Genomic DNA, 23,049 nt, shown 5'->3' with positions numbered 1-23,049 from the left:
GCTCGCATCGAGCATCCGCGTCAGGCGCCCGACCGGGTACGAGATCGCGCACCCCGTCGTCAGATTGCCCTCGTCGTAGAGGTAGCTCGCCGACGGCGACGAGCCGAACTTGATGCCGGTCAGGCGACCGAGCGCGTCGTGGCCATAGCCGTTCTCCACACCGCGCGCATCGATCTGCGAGGTGCGATTGCCGGCCGCATCCTGGCTGTAGGTGGTTGTTTGCGTATCGGGGCTGTTCAAACCATCCAGATTCCCCAGGCCGTCATACATGTAGGCCGTCGTGAGTGCATCGGGATCGGTCACCTGCCGGAGGTTGTCACGCGCGTCGTAGGCGTAAGCCGTGGTCGTGTTCGCCGTCGCTGGTGCCGAGCCCTGATCGTCCTGCACGAGGCTCTCGAGTCGGTTGAGCCGATCGTACGCCCAACGCGTCTTCACCAGCAGCGGATCGATCTGGTCGGTGCGGTTGCCGTTGACGTCGTAGCTGAACTGGGTATCGCGGCCCTGGGCGTCAAACTCGTGGCTCAGGCGACTGAGCGTATCGTAGCTGCGCGTCAACAGGCGCACGGGCGTCGACCCGCCGCTGGCATAGGTCTTCTCCGCCGTCCGGTTGCCGAGCGCGTCGAGCGTGAACTCGACGCGCGCGCCCGTATTGTCGGTGATCCGGATCAGGCGATGCGCGACGTCGTAGTCGTAGTGCAGATACGCGCCGTCGGGCTGCGTGACCTGCACCACGTTGCCGACACCGTCGTAGGCGATCGTGGTGGTCGCATCATTCGCGTCAGGGGCGCCGTCGGCGCGAGCGCGCACGGTGCGCTCGCGCAGCCAGCCGCGCGGGTGGTAGATCATCGTGGTGACGACCCCGTTGCGATCGACGATTTTCGTTGGCCGCCCGTTGCCGTCGTATTCGAGGTATTGCGTGACGTGACCGAGTGCGTTGGTGACCTTCCACAGGTCGCCCTTGCGGTACTTCTTCGGCGTGGCGGGGTCGTCGGCCATGCGCCAGGTCCAGGTGGTGACGTCCGCCACGTCCGTGCGCGGGCCGTCGACCGAGCGCACCAGTCCGACCAGCGGACACTCGCTCCCGTCCACCGCGTCGCAATAGCTCGTCACCCAGCGCCGTATGCCGGCCGGCGGCGTGCCGGTGGCGGCACAGACGTAGCCCGCCGCGCCGGCAACCGTCAGATCGTAGTCGCAGCGCGCGAGCGGCTGGCCGCGCGTGTTGTACGACCAGTCGGTGCGCGACTCGATGACGCCCGCGCGGTTCGTGACCGTGCGCTGCAACGGCACGCGCAACGAGGTGTGCCAGCTCGTGTGGATCGTGCGCTGCTCGGGCGGCGTGATGCGCTGCGCCGGATTGGCAGGATCGGGGATGCTGTTGGCCTCGATGCGCACGCTTTCGAGGCCGCGCGCATCGAAGGTGTGCAGGGTCTCGGTGTCGCGGAAGTCGCGCTCGGACTGCGGATAGCCGTTGGCGTCGTAGGCCTTCGTCTGCGCCGCCCCTGCGCAATAATCACACGGCACATCCAGTGCTGCAGTACGGGCTACCTGAAATTTGACGTCGAAGCCGAAAGTGCGCTGCTGACCGAGCGCGTCAGTGACGCCGGTGGTGCCGTCGGCGTTGAAGACAAGGGCGGTGCGGTCGATGCTGCCGCCGGCGAAGGGGCCGTGCACGCTCAGCGTGGCGCGACCGCGGTTGTCGTAACCCCAGCTCGCGAAGCGCTGGTTGAGTTCGTCGGTGATGCCCGTGAGCGCGTGCGGCTGGGCAACGCCACCGGTCTGCCCCGCCTCAGCGTAGTGGTAGGTGCGCGTGGCGCTCGCGCCGCCGGGCATTGGCCAGGTGACGGAGGTGAGGTTGTTGCTCGCGTCGCGTCCATACTGGATCACCACATCATTCTCGTCCGTGACCGTATCGATCCGTCCGGATGCGTCATAGGCAAAACGCAGGCGTCGACCTTGCGGATCGGTCACCGTGTACACGCGCCCGCTGTTGCGTCCGCCGGCATCGACGTAATCGAGCGTCTGAGTCAAGCCATCACGGTTGGTGATCGATCTGAGCAACCCGATGCCGTCGTACACCTCGGTGTGATCGTCGGCCGTCACCAGCTTCCACTGCGGCATGCCGCTCGCGTCGGTCTCGAGCGACAAGCGCTCGGGAACATCGGGATCGCCCTGCCACGTGCTGCCCGTGCGTGTGAACGACAGCACGCGACCGTCGGGGCGGTAGGCCACCGCAGCGGCAAATGGACTCGGGCCGATGCCGACGATGAAGGCGCCGTAGCTGTGCATCCAACCGATACCCAGCGGTCGGCTGCGCTTTTCCCACACGCGGTTGCTGTCGTAGCTGCGCTCCAACCGCAGCGGAAACGGGCCACTGCCGACGAAATCCACTTCGCGTTGGTGCTTGTTGCCCGAAGCGCCGTGGATCGGATTGCTTCCGTTGGGGCAGGCACCACAACATTCATCGGTGCACTTGGGTGGCCCGCATTGACCAGTCACGGGGTCACTGTAGCCGGGCAGGCTGCAGGCGTCATTGGGATTGCCCATCACCATGGCATCACCCACGGTCAGCAGCAAAGTCCAGTTGGTGGCTCCGGGGCCGCTACGCACGTGCAGCACGCCCTGGCAGTGATAGTCGCCATCGCCCACGGCGCTCACGTTCGAGCCGAGAATGCGATACTGCGCCGCGGGCGGCCTGCTCGGGCGATCAGCCTCGATGTAGGCTCCCATGACGCCTAAAAAGCACGCCTCCTGTGGACTGCGGTAGAGCACCGAGCCGTCGCCGACACTGGAGAACCATCCTTGTGTCGCCGCAGCTGGTGCGGCCGACAACGCAGCAACGATGCTGACCACGCCAACCCACGCATACCGCAGCAACGAATTCATGACGGCCTCCATTCACTCGTGCACCACGCCACGCCAGAAGCGAGTCGCGCACCGAACTCGCTCGGCCACGGACGCACGCTACTCGACGCGGTTTCGCGTTGATGTGAGAGCGGTCACAAGCCGGTGGCCATCACTGCGATTGCATCGGTCGACACGTGTTCAACGGGTTGCTTCCGCCTCATCGAGCATTGCGCGATCGCCACGTCACGACGACCAGCGGGCGGCACCGGCTCGACGCCACGGGATGCATGTGCGCAAGGACTCTGACGACGGCCCCGGCGCATCGCACTATCGAGTGCTTCGTGCGACCGTCCGATTGATCAACGTTCTGCCGCGGGCGCGAACACCGCGAACATCCCGACGTAGGGCTTGAGCTGCGGCGCGGCCGCGCCGACGTAGCCGGTCTCACGCGTCCACAACTGCGACAGCGTGCCATCGAGGAACAGCGCGTCGCGACAGGCCGCGTCCTCGCGCAGCATGCTCGCGAAGCGGTGGAACGACACCGCCACCTCGCTGATCGCGAACACCACGCGACGCGGACTGGGCGCGCAGACGCCGCTGCGGATCTTGCGGCTGGTCGATGCCGGATCGAAGCTCGGGTTGACCTCGCCATCGACGAGCAGCATCGGTCCCGATTGGCTCGCGATGCGCGCCGGGATGGGCCGGGCCTGCCAGGTCTGCGTGGTCATGACGCCGGCATTGCCGGCCTCGTCGACGTAGAACACGCCGTTGGGCTGCATCGAGAAGTTGCCGACCGTGCCGGGCAGGCGCACGGTGTTGAGCCGACGCCGCTCGCTGCCATCTTCCACATGCAGACCCAGCGGCCGCAGCTCGCGATCGTAGATGCCGGCATTGGTGGCGAACTGCAGCGTGCGTCCGCGCGCCGCGCCCCAGGCGCGCAGGCTTTCGATGCTGCCCAGCGACTTGCCGGCGCCATCCTGCCAGCGCAGCTCGAGCGCATCGTGGTCGAGATCGAGCTCGACCAGCACGTAGCGATCGGCGCCGTGGGCGACGCGGCGCAATTCGAACCCGGGCGCCGGCGCAGCCAGCAGGCAGGCCAGCACCGCCATGCCGACTCGCGCCGCGCCGCGCACGCGCCGCACCGCCAACCGACATCGGGGTCGCGTCACTGTTGTCGGCATCGCCTGCATCACCTCGCTCGGGGCGACATCAGCATCGCACATCGGCCGCGCCGGCAACGCTACGCACGTCACGCGCCGGCATCGACCGGCGGCACGAAGATGCGCCCGATGTCGTCGGCGTCGAGCAGCCGCCACTGCCCCGCGGGCAGCTCGCCGAGCGTGAGCGCGCCAACTGCGACGCGATGCAGTGCAAGCACGTGGTTGCCGGTCGCCGCGAACATGCGCCGCACCTGGTGGTAGCGCCCCTCGTGCAGCGTCAGCTGCGCACGGCGCGGCGCGAGCACGCGCAGCTGCGCCGGCGCCAGCGGCGTGGTCTCGGATTCGAGCATGAGCGTGCCGCTCGCGAACAACGCCGCTTCATCACCGCGCATCTCCTGTGCGAGCTCGGCCACGTAGACCTTGGCCACATGCGCGCGCGGGGCGATGATCCGGTGCAGCAGGGCGCCATCGTCGGTGAGCAGCAGCAGGCCCGAGGTTTCGCGATCGAGGCGCCCGACTGTCGACACCTGCGGCTCGCGCGCGCGCCAACGCGGCGGCAACAGATCGTGCACGAGGCGCCCCGCATCCTTGCGCGAGCAGGTGTAGCCGACCGGCTTGTGCAGCATCGCGATGAAACCGGGCGCCACGTCGAGTGGCTCGCCGTCGAGTCGCAGCAATGCATGGTCGAGCGCAGTGTCGGCGGCGAGCGCGCGTCCGTCCGCCGCGGTGATGCGACCCTCGCGCAGCAAGGCCAGCACCTGCTTGCGGCTGCCATAGCCGAGTCGGGCGATGTGCCTGACCAGTTTCATGCGCGCGGCCCCGTGGCGTGGATGACCTTGTAGCCGTCATCACAGGCCAGTTCGCGCACCTGCGAAAAACGCTGCACGAGCAGCGCTTCGTAGCGCAGGTGCCGATTGGCGACGAGCCACAGTTCACCGGTGGGCGCGAGCGCGGCGGCGGCCGCGGCGATGAAGGCGCGGCCCAGTTCGGGCTCGTCGGCGCGGCCTTCGTGGAACGGCGGATTGGTCACGATCGCGTCGTATGATCGCGTCAGGCCCTGCCGCACGTCATGCCAGTGGAAATGGGTGTCGACCGCGCGACCGCTGGCGGCGACAGCCGCCGCCAGATTGCGCAGCGCCGGTTCGCGCGCGAGCGCCTCGGCTTCGTACAGATCGAGCGCGTCCACCTGCGGGCAGCGCTCGAGGATGGCGCAGGCGAGGTAACCGTGGCCGGCGCCAAGATCGGCGACGCGACCGGCCAGCGTGGTCGGCAACTGCGCGGCGAGCAGGGCCGAACCGGCATCGATGCGATCCCACGCGAACAGACCCGGCCGACTCCACCAGCGGCCGCCGAGAATCGGCTGCGGCGTATCCAATGCCTGCCACTGCGCCAGCCGCTCCGCATCGATCCGGTCGTGCTGGCGCCGCGCCCAGAACACGCGGCATTTGCGCTGCGTGTGCTGCTCGGCCGCGCCCAGCAGCGCGCCGAAATCGGCTTGCGCGGAACGCGCGCCCTGGTCGTTGCGCTGCGCGGCGAGGATCGTGCCGCCCTCGCCCACCAGCGCGGCGGCGCGCGCGTACAGCGCCCGCGCGCGCTCGCGCTGGCGCGGCGTGAAGATCAGTGCGGCGTCGAAAGTGGCATCGGCCACGCGCTCGGTCGCCGCCAGACCGGCGGCCCGCAGCGCGTCGTGCCATGGCCTGAAGCCCTGCTCGCAGCACCAGTGCGGTCCCGCGTGCTGGCGCCAGCCCTGCCCGTCGCGCGCGCCGAGCACGAGCACGCGGGCATCGGCGGCGAGCTTCACAGCGCCGATGTCGAGCGGTGCGAACAGGGTCTGGGCGAGGGCAAGCATGTCGGTGCAGGTGGACAGTGGCGGCGGGGACGCGGCGCAGCACGCAGTGTAGCGGCCACGCCGCGCGGCGCGGCGTGCAGCGGGCTCAGCGCGCCTTGCCCTTGCTGCGGTCGCGCGGCGTGTAGTCGGGAACCCTGCCGCCCTTGTCCTTGCCCTTGTCCTGCTGCGCCTTGTCCTTGCCCTTGTCCTGCTGCGCCTTGTCCTTGGGCTTGTCCTGCTGCGCCTTGTCCTTGTCGCGCGACTTGCCGCGCTCGTCGCCTTCGCCGCCGCCGTTGCTGCCGCGCGCGCGCAGCCAGGCCGCGTAGGCGTCGAGGTCGCCGTCGAACTCCTCGACCTTGCCATCGGCCACGCGCCAGTAGGTGTCGCAAACCAGGCCGGTGAGGTGACGGTCGTGCGAGACCAGCACGATCGCGCCATCGAAGTCGCTGAGCGCCTCGGCCAGCGCTTCGCGCATTTCCAGATCGAGATGGTTGGTGGGCTCGTCGAGCAGCAGCACGTTGGGCTTGCGCCAGGCGATCAACGCAAGTGCCAGGCGCGCGCGTTCGCCACCCGAGAAGCCATCGATGCTCTCGAAGGCGCGGTCACCGGGGAACTGCCAGCGGCCGAGATAGTCGCGGAAATCCTGCGTCGCCACGCCGGGCGCGATGTCGCGCAGATGGTCGATCGGCGATTGGCCGGCGTGCAGCGATTCGACCGTGTGCTGGGCGAAGTAGCCCAGCACGAGATCGGGATGTGCGGTGCGTTCGCCGGCGAGCAGCGGCAATTCGCCCACCAGCGTCTTGACCAGGGTCGATTTGCCGGCGCCGTTGGGGCCAAGCAGGCCGATGCGGTCGCCCGCTTCGAGCGCGAACTTGACGCCGCGCAGGATCGTCACGTGATCGCCTTCCTGCGCGATGTCGTGATCGGACGGCCCCGCCTGCACGCGACCGGCCACGCGATAGCCGGCCTCGACCGCGTTCAGGCGCAGCAGCGAGTGCGGCAGCTTGAGCGGCTCCGGCAGGTTGATGCGGATCTCGCGCTCGGCGCGCACGGCCTCGGTACCGGCGAGCTTGGCCAGCCGCTTCATGCGCGACTGTGCCTGCTTGGCCTTGCTGGCCTTGGCCTTGAAGCGGTCGATGAAGGCCTGCAGGTGCGCGCGTTCGGCCTGTTCCTTCTCGAATGCGATCTGCTGCAGACGCAGGTGCTCGGCACGCTGGTGCTCGAAACTCGTGTAGTCGCCCGTGTAGAGCCTGGCGCGGCCTTCGTGCAGGTGCAGCGTGTGGGTGCACAGGCCGTCGAGGAACTCGCGGTCGTGCGAGATCATCAGCAGCATGCCTGGGTACTTCTGCAGCCACTGCTCCAGCCAGAGCACCGCATCGAGGTCGAGGTGATTGGTCGGTTCGTCGAGCAGCAGCAGGTCGGACGGTTGCATGAGGGCACGGGCAAGGTTGAGGCGCACGCGCCAGCCACCCGAAAATTCGGCCACGGCCATGCGGTGGGTCGCCGGCCGGAAGCCGAGGCCATGCAGCAGGCGTCCGGCGCGCGCCTCGGCGTCGTAGCCGTTGATTTCGGCCAGCCGCTGGTGCGCGGCGGCGACGCCATCCCAATCCTCGGCGATCGTCGCCGCCTTCTCGGCCTCGAGGATCGCGTGCACTTCGCGGTCACCCGATACCACGAAATCGATCGCCGCATCGGCCAGCGCGGGCGTTTCCTGCGCCACGCTGGCGATGCGCAGCGACTTGGGCAGGTCGATGTCACCCTTGTCGGCTTCGACTTCGCCCATGACGGTGGCGAACAGGCTCGACTTGCCACAGCCGTTGCGGCCGACGACGCCGACCTTGGCGCCCGCATGCAGGGCGATGTCGACGTCGGACAGCAGCAGGCGTTCGCCGCGGCGCAGGGCGAAATTTCGGAACGCGATCATGGGACTGGCATCGATGCGGGGCGCGGATTGTAGCCGAGCGCCCCGCGGCCCGCGCGCAGGCCGCGTGTCGGCCTGGCCAGCAGCGCCGGCGACTAGACGCGGCGGCGCCTGCGCAGGGACCGCTGCAGTGCGCCGGCGCCGACCAGCAGCAGCAGCGCGCCGAGCAGGGCCAGCCCCCAGCCCGAACTGGCCGGCACCGCCCGCGCCGTGCCGGCCACGCACACCGGCGGCAATGGCGCCGCGCCCGGACCAGGCCAGGCCGCGGCGAATGCCTGTGCATCGCTGCAATCGACGCGACGATCACCGTTGAAGTCGCCAGCGAGGCAGGCCTCGATGCCGGCAGCGCCGGCGCCGATGCAGGCCGCCAGGCGGTCGGCATCGGCTTGGTCGAGCGCGCCGTTGCCGTTGAAGTCGCCACGCAGGAAGTCGCCGATCGCGAGGTTGCCGCTCGCCATCGTGACCGGCGGCGAGCGTCCGCTCTGCTCCCACAGATCATGCAGCGTATCGCCCCAGTGATCGGTCACGTTGGCATCGCGCAGCGCCTCGATGTAGTGCCGCGTCGCGGTCTGGTAGTGCACCGCCACCTGCACCTGCGCGGCGCCTTGCGGCAACCAGAAGCGCACGTCGTCCCAGTACTGGCCATCGGCATAGTCACGGCCGACCGTCGGTGCGCCGGCGGCGGCGAAGGCCGCGTTGACGAAACCACGCGGCGGAATGCGGCTGTCCTTGACCACGGTATCGGCCAGCGCCATGTGGGTGGTGCGCCCGACGGGATGGCCGGTCAGTGCCGCGGCGGCCGGCGACAGGCCCACCGCCATCTCGTAGACCACCGTGCTGTCTTCGTCCAACTCGGCGGTCGCGGCGTCGTAGCCGCCATAGGTTCGCAGCACGTTGCTCGCGGCATCGAGCACGCGCACTTCGACCCAGGCACGGCGACCTTCGATGTGCCCGGTCGGCAGCTTGTGGCCCGATTCGTTGATGACGCGTGCGCGCAGCACGCCGCCGGGTTGCTGCACGAGTTCGAGCGACGCGGCGCGGCCGAGCATATCGTTGGCGCGCGCCATGCCGGTGGCGATCGCGGCCGGATCGACGGCCGGGTCGCCGGCGTTGTAGCGACCAATGATGTCGAGCACCCACGATGAGGCGCCGGCGAAATCGTGGCTGCGCAGGTCGGGCCGGTCGGGGCCACTGGTGCAGGCCTGGCCGCCGCGCACCGGCATGTGGCAGTCCTGGCAGGTCGACACCACGCCACCGCCATCGCCGCCGAAGCGGCCACCCATGTCGACGCCGCCGCTCGCGAACGCCGACAAACGCCACTCCGAATAGGTGCGCTCGAGCGGAAAATGCTGCGCCGGGTCAGCGGTCGGTGCCGGTGTGTCGAGCGCGTTGTAGCGGTAAGTGCCATCGCCCTGGCGCGACACCGCGACATTGCCGACATCGTGGCAACTGCCGCACAGCGCGGCGCTGCGATGGTAGGGCGAAGTGGCCAGCGAATGCGGCGGCAACGCATCGCTGCGCGGACCGCGCCGCAGACCTTCGGGGTCGAGGACGAACATCGCATTGCCGGCGTGCGCCGGCACCTGGTCGAGCGCGGCGAGGATGGCCTGGTCCTGCGGCGGGCTGAGGCCGGGCTTGTACACGGGGTCGACCATCGCGTGACAGAAATGGCAGTCGACCCCATCCTTGTCGCGGTTGCCCAGTGCGCTGCCATCGGGTGTGGCGACGCTGCCGCTGACCACCGCCATTGGCACATGGCAGCGCAGGCAGTAGGAACCGACATTGGCCACGTCCTGGTTGGCGGTGGTCATCTGGGCGAAGAACAGCGGATCGCGCCCGGCCTGCGCCATGAGGCTGCCGCGCCAGCTGTCGTAGGGCGCTGAGTCGTTGGGCGTGTGCGAATGGCAGGCCGAACACAACTGCGGCGGGAAGAACGTGCTCGCATCGACATCGCCGACCTGTGTCCCCGGCACGAGGAAATCGCGCTGGGTCAGCGGCAGCGGATCGGCCGCCGCCGCGATTGCCGACAGGCCCATCACGGCCAAGCATCCGCCCCGCCACATCGCTGCCCAGGCCATCGCACCACTCCCCTTTGCGGTCGGCTGATGCTCGGCTGCCGCGCCGCGGCCGGCCCTGATCTGGATCAAGCCGCCCCGCCACCGCGGGTCGAATCCGTGACACCCGGCACGGATCACGTCAGCGGCAGGTTGCCGCGGGGCGCGACTTGCACGGCAGCAGCCGCACCCGGATCATGCCGGGCTCCCGCATGACCGGACCCGCGCCGCAATGAGCACCCACCCCCGAGTCACCCCGCCGGCGCGCGCCACGCCGCGCCGCGCCTACCTGTTGGCCGTACTGGTGGCTCTGGCAGCAACGGCGGCGATCGCCGCCGCGCCGCCCGCCGCACTGCGCGTCGCCAGCCCGCAGCGCGCCGTGCTGCGCGACCAGGGCGTCGCCTGGGCCAGCGCCAAGAACGATCGCGGCGCCGTGTCGCAGGCGCTCGAGCTGGGCGCCCTGCAGCTCTCGCTCAAGCGTTCGCCCGAGCGCCAGGCGGCCTTCGATGCCTATCTCGCCCAGGTGCAGGACCCGGCCTCGCCCAACTACCAGCGCTGGCTCACGCCGAGCGAGATCGGCGCGCGGTTCGGCGCCAGCGACGCCGACATCGCACGGGTCAGCAGCTGGCTGCTTGGCCACGGCCTGCGGGTCGAAGCGATCGCCAACAGCCGCACGCGGATGCGCTTTGCCGGCAGCGCCGCCGCCGTCGGCGCCGCCTTCGGCACGCAGTTGCACTGGTACCAGACCGCCGACGGCCGCAAGCGCATGGCGCCCGCGGGCGAAGTGGCGATTGCAAGCGACATGGCCGACATCATCGGCGGCGTAGTGGGCCTCAGCGAAGTGCGCTTCACGCCGCTGGCGCACCGCGAGCGGCACGAGGCCGTGTTCAGCGGCAGCGGCAAGCCGGCGATGTCGAACTGCCAGGGCACGGTCTGCGCGCACTACGTGACACCGGGTGACTTCGCCAAGATCTACGGTCAGGAACGCGCCACCGCACAGGGTCTCGACGGCCGCGGCCAGACCATCGCCGTGCTTGGCCGCGCGCGCGTCAACGACGCCGACATCCAGGCCTTCGGACAGCGCACCAACGTCACGATGAAGACGCCGATCGTGGTGATTCCGCCCGATGGCAGCGATCCGGGCCCGCCCGCCACCACCTGCGGCACCACCGGCACGCCGAGCTGCGATGACCCGGACGAGTCGCTGGGTGACCAGGGCGAGGCCACGCTCGACGTGACCCGCGCCGGAAGCGTGGCGCCGGGCGCCGACATCAAGCTCATCGTGAGCGGCGACCGCAACAACAGCGACGGCCTGATCCTGTCACTCATCCACGCGGTCGATGCCGAACCACTCGAAGCGTCGATCATCTCGGTCAGCTTCGGTTCCTGCGAGGGCGCCAATTCGCAGGCGGTGGCCAACTGGCTCGAGGACGTCTACCTGCAGGCGGCGATGCAGGGCCAGTCGGTATTCGTTTCCTCGGGTGATGCCGGTGCAGCCGATTGCGCCAAGTACTTCACGGTGCCCGAGCCCGGTCTCGTGCGCAGCACCAACATCCTGTGTGCATCGGGCCACGTGACCTGCGTCGGCGGCACCAGCTTCGGCATCGGCACCGACGACCGGGCGTTCTGGAACCCCGGCAACACGAGCGGCTTCGTGTCGGCCAAGGGCTACATCCGCGAGGGCGCCTGGAACGAGCCGCTGGACAAGGACGGCAAGAGCCACGTCGCCGCCACCGGCGGCGGCGTCAGCACCTATGTCAGGCGGCCGGCCTGGCAGGTCGCGCCGGGCATGCCGACCGCGACGCAGGGGCGTTACCTGCCCGACGTGTCGTTCGGCGCCTCGGTCAAGAACGGCTATTTCGGCTGCATGGCGGCATCCAATGCCTCGTGCGTGCCCGGTGACGACAACAAGTTCCATTTCCTGCTGTGGGGTGGCACCTCGGCCTCGGCGCCGAGCATGGCCGGCGTGGCGGCGCTCATCAACCAGAAGGCGCTGCACGCGCAGGGCAACCTCAACCCGCGCCTGTATTCGCTGGCGGCGAGCAGCCACGACATCTATCACGACGTCACGGTCGAAAGCAGCGGCGTCAGCACCTGCTCGGTGGGCACCGCCAGCCTCTGCAACAACAGCCTGCCGGGACCCACGAGCCTGAGCGGCGGTGTCGAGGGCTATCTGGTCGGAACCGGCTACGACATGGCGACGGGCCTGGGCTCGCTCGACATCTCCAACCTGCTCGATGCATGGAACATGACGGCCAACCGCTTCGCGCTCACGGGTTCCTGGGGCGATCCGGTCACCGACAGCCAAGGCCTGGTGATGGAAATCTCACCCGACCTGTTCGGCACCAGCCGCGGCAACCTGTTCGCCGGCTGGTTCACGTTCGACCTCAGCGGGCATCAGCGCTGGTACACGGTGCAGGGCACGGTCGACCAGACCAGTTACTCGACGATGTCGATCTACCAGACCCTGGGCGGCCGCTTCGACTCGGCGCAAGCCACCACCACCCAGGTCGTCGGCGAGGCCAGCATCAACTTCAACGACTGCAACCACGCCGCGCTGTCGTACAGCTTCACCGACGGCCGTCGCGGTCTCATTCCGCTGCAGCGCCTGCTGGCCGACGTCAATTGCGCCAACCCGCAGGCGGCGCCGGCCAACTACGCGCGCGGCGGCGCCTGGCCCGATCCGTCCAACAGCGGCCAGGGCCTGATCCTCGACTTCAACCCGCCGCAAGGCGTGCTGTTCGGCGCCTGGTACACGTTCCTGCCAAGCGGTACCGCCAGCAGCGGGCCCAATGGCCAGCACTGGTTCACGCTGCAAAGCCTGGCCACGGCCACACAGACGAGCTTCGATTCGATCGGCATCTACGACAGTACCGGCGGAATCTTCGATGCGCCGGCAACGACGCAGACGGTGCAGGTCGGTACCGGCCGGCTCGTCTTCACCAGCTGCAGCGCGGGGCGCTTCGAGTACCGCTTCACCAGCGGCAGCCATGCCGGGCAAAGCGGCACGCTCGACATCGGGCGCCTGACGCCGGTGCCGCAGGGTTGCACGCCATGACCGCCTGCGGCGCCATGTCGATCGGCGCGGCGCCGCGCTAAAATCGCCCGTTCGCCATTTCCGCTACGCAGGCACGACCATGGGCAGAGGCCCCAGCATCGAGAACCGCAAGAACGCCGAAGATGCTCGGCGCGGCAAGATCTTCACCAAGCTGATCCGCGAGATCACGGTCGCGGCACGCACCGGTGCCGACCCGGCCGGCAATCCGCGCCTGCGCGCCGCCATGGACAAGGCGCTCGTGGCCAACATGCCCAAGGACACGATGGAGCGCGCGATCCGCCGCGGCTCGGGTGCCGATGGCGCCGACGACATGCAGGAACTGCGCTACGAGGGCTACGGCCCCGGTGGCATCGCACTCATCATCGACGCCATGACCGACAACCCCACGCGCACGGTGGCCGAGGTGCGTCACGCGCTGACCAAGCACGGCGGCAATCTCGGCACCAGCGGTTCGGTTGCGTTCCAGTTCAAGCGCATCGGCGAACTCGTGTTCGCCACCACCGCCGCCGGCAGCGAGGATCGCATCCTCGAAGTCGCCATCGACGCCGGTGCCGATGACGTCGTGGCTGGCGATGGCCACAGCGAAGTGCTGTGCGCACCCGAACAGTTCGAGGCGGTCAAGGCGGCACTGCAGGCGGCGGGCTTTGCGCCGCTGCGCGCCGACATCGTCATGCGTCCCGAGAACCGCACGGGCGTCAGCGGCGAGGCTGCCGAGACGCTGCGCGACCTGCTCGACTGGCTCGACGCGCTCGACGACGTGCAGGAGGTCTATCACAACGCCGCGCTCGCCGAGTGAGCAATGCGGGCGGACGCCGGGCCGCGGCTGCGGACCGGCTACCGCCGGGACGGCGCAAGCCAAGTGGTAGCGATCCGGAGCGATGACATTGGCTTCGGCACCAGTGCCAACACCACGCTGCCAAGCCTGCAGGCCCTGATGCTCGATCGGGCCGCCGCTCTCACCAGTCGGTGCGCGCCGGCAGCAGTTCGCGCAATTCGGGTTCGGTCAGGTTGCGCCACTGACCGGGCTTGAGCGCGCCGAGCCGGATGTTGACGATGCGCACGCGGCGCAGTTGCGTCACGCGATAGCCGAACGCGGCCGCCATCAGCCGGATCTGCCGGTTGAGGCCCTGCGTGAGCACGATGCGGAAGCCGAACTTGGCGATGCGCGAGGTACGACATGGCCTGGTGAGCTGGCCATGCACGCGCACGCCGCGCGCCATGCCAGCAAGGAACTCGGGAGTAACCGGCCGGTTGACCGCGACCAGGTATTCCTTTTCGTGGCGGTTCTCGGCGCGCAGGATGTCGTTGACGATGTCGCCATTGCTGGTGAGCAGGATCAGGCCTTCGGAGTCCTTGTCGAGCCGCCCGATCGGAAAGATGCGTTGCTCATGGCCAATGAAATCGACGATGTTGCCGCCCACCTCGTGCTCGGTGGTGCAGGTGATGCCGACCGGTTTGTTGAGCACGATGTAGACGTGCCGTCGCCCACCCTTGCGCGGCTTGCGCGTGGCCAGCGCCTGCCCGTCGACGAGCACGGCGTCGCCTTCCTCGACCTGGGTGCCGATGCCGGCGACGACGCCATTGACCTTGACGCGCTGCGCGGCGATGAGCCGATCAGCCTCGCGCCGCGAGCAGTGGCCGCTGTCGGCGATATGTTTGTTCAAGCGCATCGGCGCATTGTAGCGGCAGGCGCGCCCGTTCAACTGCCGGTGTCGGAATCCGCCAGCGACCAGCACCCGAGCACGCGATACGGCAGCGCCGGCCGCAGCGGGCTGTCGATCAACATGAACTGCCCGACCGGCCAGCGCACCGGCGGCGAACACGGCGCCGCGAACGCGGCCTGCGCGTTGCGCAGCACAGTCACATGCGGCACGAACGGCTGCGTCGGCGGCAACGGCAGCGCAGCCTGCCGCAACGCCGCGACGAGTGCCGCATGCAACGCGATGAGCGCCGCCGGTACCTGCGTCGGGCCGAGCCACACGACGCCGCTGTGTCGATCGAAACTGCCGAAGCGGTCGAGGATGAGTTCGAACGGCGCCGCGCGCACCCGCGCCGCCGCGGCGCAGACGCGCGCCACGAGCGCGGTGTCGAGCGCGGCGTGGCTGCCAAGGAACTGCAACGTCAGGTGATGACGTGACTGGGCAACCCAGCGTCCCGCCGTTGCGCCACTCGCGCGCAGTGCGGCGACCGCGGCCGCGAGTGCCGTAGCGGCCGCAGCATCGGGCCGCAGGGCCACGAACAGGTTGTGCAACGGGCCGGCACGCGCGCGCAGCAGGTCCACGCGCGCGACCGCAGCGGCTTCAGGCTTCCTCGACCTCGACCGCCGGCAACGGCGAGGCCCCGGCCTTGACCAGCAGCTTGGCGCGCAGCGCGGCATCGATCGCATTGGCGATCTCGGGGTGTTCCTTGAGGTACAGGCGCGTGTTGTCCTTGCCCTGGCCGATGCGATCACCGTTGTAGCTGTACCAGGCGCCCGACTTGTCGACGAGGTTGTGGGCCACGCCCAGTTCGATCAACTCGCCTTCGCGCGAGGAACCCTCGCCGTAGAGGATCTCGAACTCGGCCTGGCGGAACGGCGGCGCCACCTTGTTCTTGACCACCTTGACGCGCGTTTCCGAGCCGATCACTTCCTCGCCGCGCTTGACCGAACCGATGCGGCGGATGTCGAGCCGCACCGAGGCATAGAACTTGAGTGCATTGCCGCCGGTGGTCGTTTCCGGATTGCCGAACATGACGCCGATCTTCATGCGGATCTGGTTGATGAAGATGACCAAGGTGCCTGACTTCTTGATGTTCGCGGTGAGCTTGCGCAGCGCCTGGCTCATGAGGCGGGCCTGCAGGCCGACATGCGAATCACCCATTTCGCCCTCGATCTCGGCCTTGGGCGTCAGCGCCGCCACCGAGTCGATCACGACCACGTCGACGGCATTGGAGCGCACCAGCATGTCGGCGATCTCGAGCGCCTGTTCGCCCGTGTCGGGCTGCGACACGAGCAGGTCATCGACGTTGACGCCGAGCTTTTCGGCATAGCTCGGGTCGAGCGCGTGTTCGGCGTCGACGAAGGCGGCGGTGCCGCCGTTCTTCTGGCAGTTGGCGATGACCTGCAGCGTCAGCGTGGTCTTGCCCGAGGATTCGGGTCCGTAGATTTCCACCACACGGCCACGCGGCAAGCCGCCGACGCCAAGCGCGATGTCGAGGCCGAGCGAACCGGTGGAGACGACGTCGATCGCCTCGTCGGTCTTGTCGCCCATGCGCATGACCGCGCCCTTGCCGAACTGCTTTTCGATCTGGCTGAGCGCCGCAGCCAGCGCCTTGCGCTTGTTGTCGTCCATCACGGGTCCTCGTCGGTGGTGGCGGCCAGTGTGCCGCCGCGCCGTCTCAGCAGCGGAGACGGCACAAGGCGCAGATTATCCCACAGCGCCGCCAACGCCGACCGCCAAACGCCGTGTCAGTTCGTAAGAATCTGGCGCACGCCATCGAGCGCCGCGGCGACGGTCTGGCGCCGCACGGCCTCGCGGTCGCCGTCGAAGTGGAACACTTGCGCATGCGCGTAGCCGCCGCGCCGCTTCCAGCCGATCCAGACCGTGCCGACCGGTTTGTCGGGCGTGCCGCCACTCGGACCCGCCACGCCGGTGACCGCCACCGCCACGCTCGCGCCATAGCGCGCCAGGGCACCCGACACCATCTCGATGACGGTTTCCTGGCTCACCGCGCCGGTGCGCTCGAGCGTCTGGGGATGCACGCCGAGCAAGGCCTCCTTGGCCTCGTAGCCGTAGGCGACCACGCCGCATTCGAACCAGGCCGAGCTGCCGGGAATGTCGGTCAGCACCTTGGCGATCCAGCCCCCCGTGCACGATTCGGCCGTCACCATGGTCTGGCCACGCGTGAGCAGCAGCTCGGCGACCACGCGGCCGCGTTCGGCCAGTCCGGCATCGGTATGGGCGACATCATTCATCGGGGCATTCCGTTCGCAGGGAGCGCCAAGTTAGCAGACTCGCGCCCACTGCGAGCGGCCGTGCCCGCGCGCCGCATGCGCGCACCCTGCCAGTGCCATCCGCGAGCGTCGCGCCGGCGCCGACGGCTCGCGTGACCGCCCAGGCGTCCCCGCAATGTCAGGCATCGCTGGCGCCGCGCCGCACCGCAACCGCGCGACCGCTGTCGTCGACCGCGACCATCACGAACTCGCCGGTCGTCGCCGGCCGTGCGGTACCGCCTGGTTCGGCCTCGTGCAGCAGCGACACGCGCACCGTCATCGAACTGCGCCCGACACTGGTGACGGTGGCCACCAGTTCGACGATCTCGCCGAGCTTGACCGGCTCGCGGAAGTCGATGCGATCGGAGCGCGCCGTGACCACGGTGCATCCCGAAAATCGGCTGGCGGCGAGGAACGCGGCCTTGTCCATCCATGCCAGCGCCTGGCCGCCGAACAGGCTGCCCAGATGGTTGCAGTGGTCGGGAAACACGATCTCGACGCAGCGTGTCTGGCGCGTGCGCGAAGCGCCGATGTCGTCAGAACGCATGGTCGAAGCCGACTTCGCCCTGCACCGCGACCTGGTAGGCCGATACGCGGCGTTCGAAGAAGTTGGTCAGCTCCTGCACGTCCTGCAGTTCCATGAACGGGAACGGGTTGTGCGCCCCGTAGCGCGTCGGCAACCGCAGCGTGGCCAGACGACGGTCGGCGACGTATTCGAGGTACTGGCGCATCTCCGGGATCGTCATGCCGACCACGCCGCCACCGAGCACGTCCTCGGCGAACTGGGTCTCGCAATCGACCGCCTCGCCGATCATCCGCGTCACCTGCTCGGCCCATTGTGAATCGAACAGTTGCGGTTCCTCGCGGCGCACGGTGTCGAGCACCTCGAAGGCGAATGCCATGTGCGCCGATTCATCGCGGAACACCCACGCGGTGCCGGCGGCCAGGCCCGGCAGCAGGCCGCGCGAACGCAGGAAGTAGACGTAGGCGAACGCGCCGAAGAAGAACAGGCCTTCGATGCAGGCGGCGAAACAGGTGAGGTTGAGCAGGAACTGGCGCTTGTCGGCATCGCTGGCAATGCGTTCGAGCGACTGGATCGAGTCGATCCAGCGCATGCAGAACGCGGCCTTGCGGCGGATCGAGGGGATGTTGTCGACCGCCGCGAACGCCTGCGCGCGCCGCTCCGGCTCCGGAATGTAGTTGTCGAGCAGGGTCAGGTAGAACTGTACGTGCAGCGCCTCTTCATACAGTTGGCGCGACAGGTACATGCGCGCTTCGGGCGCGTTGATGTGTCGGTAAAGGTTGAGCACGAGGTTGTTCGACACGATCGAATCACCGGTCGCGAAGAACGCGACGAGGCGCTGGATCAGGTGTTGGTCGGCCGGCGTCATGCGCTGGGCGAGGTGTGCCAGGTCGATCTGGAAGTCGACCTCCTCGACGGTCCAGGTGTTCTTGATCGCGGCGCGATACATCTCGTAGAACTGCGGATAGCGCATCGGCCGCAGCGTGAGATCGAAGCCCGGATCGAGCAGGCGGTTGGGCGCGCTCATTGGCAGGCCTCGCACATTTCGGGGTTTTCGAGTGAGCAGACGACTGCTTCCGAATCGCTGTAGGTCTTCGCCGGCGCGGCGCCGACAGTGGTCTTGGCGATCTTCGTCGCCGGGCGCGAGCGCAGGTAGTAGGTGGTCTTGAGGCCCTTCTTCCACGCATGCATGTACATGCTCGACAACTGGCCGATGTTCGGATTCTCGATGAACAGGTTCAGCGACTGGCTCTGGTCGATGAACGCGCCGCGGTCGGCGGCCATGTCGATGAGCGCGCGCATCGGCGTCTCCCAGACCGTGCGGTAGATCGTGCGCAGTTCCGCCGGCAGCGTCGCCAGCGACTGCACCGAGCCTTCGGCGAGCTTGATCGCATCGCGGGTCTGGGCGGTCCAAAGCCCCAACCGCTTGAGTTCGTCGACCAGATAGCGGTTGACCTGCAGGAAATCGCCCGACAGCGTCTCGCGCTTGAACAGGTTCGACACCTGTGGCTCGATGCACTCGTAGCAGCCCGCGATCGAGGCGATCGTCGCGGTCGGGGCGATCGCGATCAGCAGTGAATTGCGCAGGCCATGCGCCTTGATCTCCGCGCGCAGTGCGTCCCAGCGCGCGCCGTCGGTCGGCGTCACGTTCCAGGCGTCGAACTGCAGCTCGCCGCGGGCGGCGCGCGTGTCGGCGAAGGCCGGATGCGCGCCCTTCCCGCGCGCCAGTTCCAGCGAGGTGCGCAGCGCCCAGTAGTAGATCTCTTCGGCGATGCGCGCCGACAAGGCACGCGCAGCATCGCTGTCGAACGGCAGGCGCAGCGCAAAGAACACGTCCTGCAGCCCCATCAGGCCGAGACCGACCGGCCGCCAACGCAGGTTCGAGGCGCGCGCGCTGTCGATCGGATAGAAGTTGAGGTCGATGACGCGGTCGAGCTGGCGCACCGCGACCTGCACGGTATGGGCGAGCTTGTCGAAATCGAAGGCACGGCCATCGTGGTGCTGGGCGAGATTGATCGAGCCGAGGTTGCAGACCGCGGTTTCGCCGCTGCTCGTCACTTCGATGATTTCGGTGCACAGGTTCGACAGGTGGATCGCGTGGCCGGCCTTCGCGGTCTGATTGGCGGCGCGGTTGCAGGCGTCCTTGAAGGTCATCCAGCCGTTGCCGGTCTGCGCCAGCGTGCGCATCATGCGTGCATACAGATCGCGCGCCCTGACCTGCTTGCGGGCCAGCCCGCGTGCCTCGGCCTGCGCGTAGGCGCTGTCGAACGCGGCGCCCCACAGGTCGGGAAAATCGGGCACGTCACGCGGATCGAACAGTGACCAGTCGGCGTCGGCCTCGACGCGGCGCATGAACAAGTCCGGGACCCAGTTGGCGATGTTGAGGTGGTGCGTGCGGCGCGCCTCGTCGCCGGTGTTGTCGCGCAGTTCGAGGAAGGCCTCGATGTCGGCGTGCCAGCTTTCCAGGTAGACGCAGGCCGCGCCTTTGCGCTTGCCACCCTGGTTGACGGCCGCGACCGAGGAATCGAGCGTCTTCAGCCACGGCACGATGCCGTTGGACAGGCCATTGGTGGAGCGGATCAGCGAACCTTCCGCCCGCACGCGGTGGTAGGCCAGGCCGATGCCGCCGGAGAACTTGGACAGCAGCGCGACGTCGCGGTACTTGTCGTAGATCGCTTCGAGCGAATCCTCGGGTGAATCGAGCAGGAAGCAGCTCGACAGCTGCTCATGGCGCGTACCGGAGTTGAACAGCGTCGGCGAACTCGGCACGTAGTCGAGCCGCGCGAACAGGCCGTACAGATCGATCGCGTCGGGCACGCTGTCGCTGAGCGCGCACGCCACGCGCATCCAGAACTGCTGGGCGGTCTCGATGACCTGGCGCCGCGTCGGGTGCTTGAGCAGGTAGCGGTCGTACAGCGTGCGCAGGCCGAAATACTCGAAGCGCAGCGTGTGCTGGGCATCGACCGCGTCATTGAGCTTGCGCGCGTTGGCCTCGACGAATTCGAGCACACGCTCGTTGATGAGGCCGGCGTCGAAGCCCAGGCGGATCGACTGCGAAAACGAATAGATGCCCAGGCCCTGCACTTCCTTGTCGATATAGCCGGCGAGCAGGCGCGCCGCGGCCTTGGAATACTCGGGTTCTTCGGCGATGAACGAGGCGGCGGTGCGGATCGACAGCTCGTCGAGTTCGCGTGTGGTCGCGCCGTCGTAGAGGCCCGCAATCGTCTTGAGGGCCACGCGCATCGGATCGACGTCGGCGAGCCCGTCGCAGCAGCGCGTCACCGCACGCACGATCTTGTTGAGGTCGACCGGCTCCTTCGCGCCTGAACGCTTGGTCACCTGCATGGCGACCGGACCCGGATGCGGCGAGGTCAGGCGAAAGGCGTCCTGGCCCGACTGTGGCGCGGGCGCAGCGCCCGCGGCGGCCGTTTCGGCGGCGAGATCGATCGGTGTCACGGTGTCCTCCTTCACGAGCAATGAACCCGCAGGAGACAGGCGCGACGACTCACGGCTTGAGATTGCCCGCGATCCGCCGGCCTTCGCTCCCGCGAGCGAGGGAAGGACCTGCGGCAGCGACGGCGGAAGCGGCGAGCGATCGCAGCAGACTTCCGGCCGGTCCCTCCCGCGAGGGCCTTCGAGCCAACGCCACGCCTTGCGGCACGGCGGTCGACGGCCGGTATTCGGACTCTCGGGCACGAGGCTTGGACCTCTCCTACGGGCGCCGCTTGCCGGGGCGTTCACCCCGGTGCGATCTGCGCCTTTCGTTCCCGATCACCGCTGCGGGGCAGTTCCGGATTCACACCGGATTCCCGCGTTGCCATCAGGCAACGCCCCAGATGTTGTGCTGGGCACCATCGACGGACACAAGATATTCGATCCGTGGTGCCGATTCAATGCCGGCGAGCGCGAACGCGCAGCGCGCTCGCAGCTAGCGCCACACAGGACCTCGTGGCACCGTGACGACCGGTCCCGCGCCGGACCGGTGCCGCGCCTACGCCATCGGCAGCTTGAGCCCCTGCTCCCGCGCGCACGCCTTGGCAATCTCGTAACCCGCATCCGCATGCCGCATCACGCCGGTGCCGGGGTCGTTCCACAGCACACGGGCGATGCGACGGTCGGCATCCTCGCTGCCGTCGCAGACGATGACCACGCCGCTGTGCTGGCTGTAGCCCATGCCGACGCCACCGCCGTGGTGGAAGCTGACCCAGGTCGCGCCGCCGGCGGTGTTCAGCAGCGCGTTCAGCAACGGCCAGTCGGAAACGGCATCGGATCCATCGCGCATCGCCTCGGTCTCGCGGTTCGGTGAGGCGACGCTGCCCGAATCCAGATGATCGCGACCGATCACGATCGGCGCCTTGAGTTCTCCGTTGCGCACCATTTCGTTGAAGGCGAGGCCGAGCTTGTGGCGCTGGCCGAGGCCGACCCAGCAGATGCGCGCGGGCAGACCTTGGAAGCTGATGCGCTCGCGTGCCATGTCGAGCCAGCGGTGCAGGTGCGCGTCGTCGGGGATGAGCTGCTTGACCTTGGCATCGGTCTTGTAGATGTCCTCGGGATCGCCCGACAGCGCCACCCAGCGGAACGGGCCGATGCCGCGGCAGAACAGCGGGCGCACGCAGGCCGGCACGAAGCCGGGGAAGTCGAACGCGTTCGCGCAGCCTTCGTCCTTGGCCATCTGGCGGATGTTGTTGCCGTAGTCGATCGTCGGGATGCCTTGGGCGTGGAACGCCAGCATCGCCTCGACGTGGACGCGCATCGACTTCTTCGCCGCGTCGCGCACCTTTTCGGGACTGGCCTTCTGCTCGGTCAGCCACTGTTCGACACTCCAGCCGATCGGCAGGTAACCGTGCACGGGATCGTGCGCGCTGGTCTGGTCGGTGACGGCGTCGGGGCGCACGCCGCGGCGGACGAGTTCGGGCAGGATGTCCGCCGCGTTGCCGAGCAGCGCGATCGACTTCGCCTGGCCGGCAGTCGTGTACGTGGCGATGCGCGCGAGTGCGTCGTCGAGGTCGGCCGCCTGCTCGTCGACGTAGCGCGTCTTGAGGCGGAAGTCGATGCTCGACTGGCGACACTCGATGTTGAGCGAACACGCACCCGCAAGCGAAGCGGCCAGCGGCTGCGCGCCGCCCATGCCACCCAGGCCCGCCGTGAGGATCCAGCGCCCCTGCCAGCTGCCGCCGTAATGCTGGCGGGCGAGTTCGACGAAGGTTTCGTAGGTGCCCTGCACGATCCCTTGCGAACCGATGTAGATCCACGAGCCGGCCGTCATCTGCCCGTACATCATCAGGCCCTTGCGGTCGAGCTCATTGAAGTGCTCCCAGGTCGCCCAGTGCGGCACGAGGTTGGAATTGGCGATCAGCACGCGCGGCGCATCCTTGTGGGTCGGGAATACGCCCACCGGCTTGCCCGATTGCACGAGCAGGGTTTCGTCGTCGCCCAGCTCGCGCAGGCTGCGCAGGATGGCGTCGAAACATTCCCAGTTGCGCGCGGCGCGGCCGATGCCGCCGTAGACGACCAGCTCGTGCGGGTTCTCGGCGACCTCGGGATCGAGGTTGTTCTGGATCATGCGGAACGGTGCTTCGGTGAGCCAGCTCTTGCACGTGAGCGTGCTGCCGCGCGGCGCGCGAATCGTGCGGCTGGTGTCGATGCGGTTGGCGGCGTTCATCGCAGGCTCCTCGGGAGGCAAAGGCC

General features: G+C 68.5%; 15 protein-coding genes, 1 pseudogene and 1 riboswitch. Of the genes and pseudogenes, 2 read left to right on the top strand and 14 right to left on the bottom strand.

All coding sequences use genetic code 11. From position 1 onward, the window contains the following. From KF903_RS10255 to KF903_RS10230, 6 genes and pseudogenes are all read right to left on the bottom strand, one after another. A partial coding sequence (locus tag KF903_RS10255; protein ID WP_291214299.1) for a DUF6531 domain-containing protein occupies positions 1-2,883 on the bottom strand: 2,883 nt, incomplete at its 3' end. 320 nt (positions 2,884-3,203) lie between these two features. After that, positions 3,204-3,953: a phosphodiester glycosidase family protein gene (locus KF903_RS10250; RefSeq protein WP_291214298.1), complete on the bottom strand. Its 750-nt coding sequence runs from the start codon at positions 3,951-3,953 to the stop codon at positions 3,204-3,206. A gap of 140 nt (positions 3,954-4,093) precedes the next feature. Further along, complete coding sequence (locus tag KF903_RS10245; protein WP_291214296.1) at positions 4,094-4,813, bottom strand: 16S rRNA pseudouridine(516) synthase; 720 nt, start codon at positions 4,811-4,813, stop codon at positions 4,094-4,096. Beyond that, positions 4,810-5,853: a methyltransferase gene (locus KF903_RS10240; RefSeq protein WP_291214294.1), complete on the bottom strand. Its 1,044-nt coding sequence runs from the start codon at positions 5,851-5,853 to the stop codon at positions 4,810-4,812. The genes KF903_RS10245 and KF903_RS10240 overlap by 4 nt, the downstream gene beginning before the upstream one ends. 280 nt (positions 5,854-6,133) lie before the next feature. Beyond that, a pseudogene (locus KF903_RS10235) lies at positions 6,134-7,756 on the bottom strand (ABC-F family ATP-binding cassette domain-containing protein); the annotation flags it as partial. 92 nt (positions 7,757-7,848) lie between these two features. Beyond that, complete coding sequence (locus KF903_RS10230; protein WP_345777754.1) at positions 7,849-9,792, bottom strand: hypothetical protein; 1,944 nt, start codon at positions 9,790-9,792, stop codon at positions 7,849-7,851. 247 nt (positions 9,793-10,039) lie between these two features. Here KF903_RS10230 and KF903_RS10225 point away from each other — a divergent pair, with 247 nt between their 5' ends. Together KF903_RS10225 and KF903_RS10220 are read left to right on the top strand one after the other, a co-directional pair. Then, a complete protein-coding gene (locus tag KF903_RS10225) occupies positions 10,040-12,865 on the top strand; it encodes a S53 family serine peptidase (RefSeq protein WP_291214292.1) in 2,826 nt (941 codons plus the stop codon). A gap of 79 nt (positions 12,866-12,944) precedes the next feature. Further along, positions 12,945-13,661, top strand: coding sequence for a YebC/PmpR family DNA-binding transcriptional regulator (locus tag KF903_RS10220; protein WP_291214290.1), 717 nt, complete (start codon positions 12,945-12,947; stop codon positions 13,659-13,661). Between the two features lie 160 nt (positions 13,662-13,821). Here the strand turns inward: KF903_RS10220 and KF903_RS10215 are convergent, their stop codons facing one another. The 8 genes from KF903_RS10215 to hutU form a co-directional block, all read right to left on the bottom strand. After that, positions 13,822-14,535, bottom strand: a complete 714-nt coding sequence (locus tag KF903_RS10215) for a pseudouridine synthase (protein WP_291214288.1) — start codon at positions 14,533-14,535, stop codon at positions 13,822-13,824. Between the two features lie 29 nt (positions 14,536-14,564). Next, positions 14,565-15,146 (bottom strand): RNA 2',3'-cyclic phosphodiesterase, encoded by a 582-nt coding sequence (gene thpR, locus KF903_RS10210; protein WP_291214286.1) that lies wholly within the window; start codon positions 15,144-15,146, stop codon positions 14,565-14,567. Between the two features lie 19 nt (positions 15,147-15,165). Continuing rightward, positions 15,166-16,197, bottom strand: a complete 1,032-nt coding sequence (gene recA / locus KF903_RS10205; protein ID WP_291214284.1) for a recombinase RecA — start codon at positions 16,195-16,197, stop codon at positions 15,166-15,168. A 116-nt stretch (positions 16,198-16,313) separates the two neighbouring features. Beyond that, complete coding sequence (locus KF903_RS10200; protein WP_291214282.1) at positions 16,314-16,820, bottom strand: CinA family protein; 507 nt, start codon at positions 16,818-16,820, stop codon at positions 16,314-16,316. A 157-nt stretch (positions 16,821-16,977) separates the two neighbouring features. Next, a complete protein-coding gene (locus KF903_RS10195) occupies positions 16,978-17,385 on the bottom strand; it encodes an acyl-CoA thioesterase (RefSeq protein WP_291214280.1) in 408 nt (135 codons plus the stop codon). Further along, positions 17,375-18,388, bottom strand: a complete 1,014-nt coding sequence (locus tag KF903_RS10190; protein ID WP_291214278.1) for a ribonucleotide-diphosphate reductase subunit beta — start codon at positions 18,386-18,388, stop codon at positions 17,375-17,377. Before KF903_RS10190 ends, KF903_RS10195 begins: the two co-directional genes overlap by 11 nt. Then, complete coding sequence (locus KF903_RS10185; RefSeq protein WP_291214309.1) at positions 18,385-20,706, bottom strand: ribonucleoside-diphosphate reductase subunit alpha; 2,322 nt, start codon at positions 20,704-20,706, stop codon at positions 18,385-18,387. Before KF903_RS10185 ends, KF903_RS10190 begins: the two co-directional genes overlap by 4 nt. Before the next feature lie 308 nt (positions 20,707-21,014). Next, positions 21,015-21,232, bottom strand: a riboswitch (cobalamin riboswitch). Positions 21,233-21,352: 120 nt separating this feature from the next. Further along, positions 21,353-23,023 carry a urocanate hydratase gene (gene hutU / locus KF903_RS10180; RefSeq protein ID WP_291214276.1) on the bottom strand — a complete coding sequence of 557 codons (1,671 nt, stop codon included), beginning with the start codon at positions 23,021-23,023 and terminating at the stop codon, positions 21,353-21,355. Positions 23,024-23,049 lie beyond the last annotated feature (26 nt).

Source organism: Dokdonella sp., from assembly GCF_019634845.1.
In the GTDB taxonomy this organism is placed as follows: domain Bacteria; phylum Pseudomonadota; class Gammaproteobacteria; order Xanthomonadales; family Rhodanobacteraceae; genus Dokdonella_A.
This window is presented reverse-complemented; position numbering and strand designations above follow the sequence as displayed.

Excerpts from the sequence above, each read along its gene's own strand:
- KF903_RS10245 (WP_291214296.1), bottom strand. The coding sequence starts at position 4,813 with ATGAAACTGGTCAGGCACATCGCCCGACTCGGCTATGGCAGCCGCAAG.
- KF903_RS10240 (WP_291214294.1), bottom strand. The coding sequence starts at position 5,853 with ATGCTTGCCCTCGCCCAGACCCTGTTCGCACCGCTCGACATCGGCGCT.
- KF903_RS10195 (WP_291214280.1), bottom strand. The coding sequence starts at position 17,385 with ATGCGTTCTGACGACATCGGCGCTTCGCGCACGCGCCAGACACGCTGC.
- recA (WP_291214284.1), bottom strand. The coding sequence starts at position 16,197 with ATGGACGACAACAAGCGCAAGGCGCTGGCTGCGGCGCTCAGCCAGATC.
- KF903_RS10225 (WP_291214292.1), top strand. The coding sequence starts at position 10,040 with ATGAGCACCCACCCCCGAGTCACCCCGCCGGCGCGCGCCACGCCGCGC.
- hutU (WP_291214276.1), bottom strand. The coding sequence starts at position 23,023 with ATGAACGCCGCCAACCGCATCGACACCAGCCGCACGATTCGCGCGCCG.
- KF903_RS10215 (WP_291214288.1), bottom strand. The coding sequence starts at position 14,535 with ATGCGCTTGAACAAACATATCGCCGACAGCGGCCACTGCTCGCGGCGC.
- KF903_RS10185 (WP_291214309.1), bottom strand. The coding sequence starts at position 20,706 with ATGCAGGTGACCAAGCGTTCAGGCGCGAAGGAGCCGGTCGACCTCAAC.
- KF903_RS10250 (WP_291214298.1), bottom strand. The coding sequence starts at position 3,953 with ATGGCGGTGCTGGCCTGCCTGCTGGCTGCGCCGGCGCCCGGGTTCGAA.
- KF903_RS10200 (WP_291214282.1), bottom strand. The coding sequence starts at position 16,820 with ATGAATGATGTCGCCCATACCGATGCCGGACTGGCCGAACGCGGCCGC.
- KF903_RS10220 (WP_291214290.1), top strand. The coding sequence starts at position 12,945 with ATGGGCAGAGGCCCCAGCATCGAGAACCGCAAGAACGCCGAAGATGCT.
- KF903_RS10190 (WP_291214278.1), bottom strand. The coding sequence starts at position 18,388 with ATGAGCGCGCCCAACCGCCTGCTCGATCCGGGCTTCGATCTCACGCTG.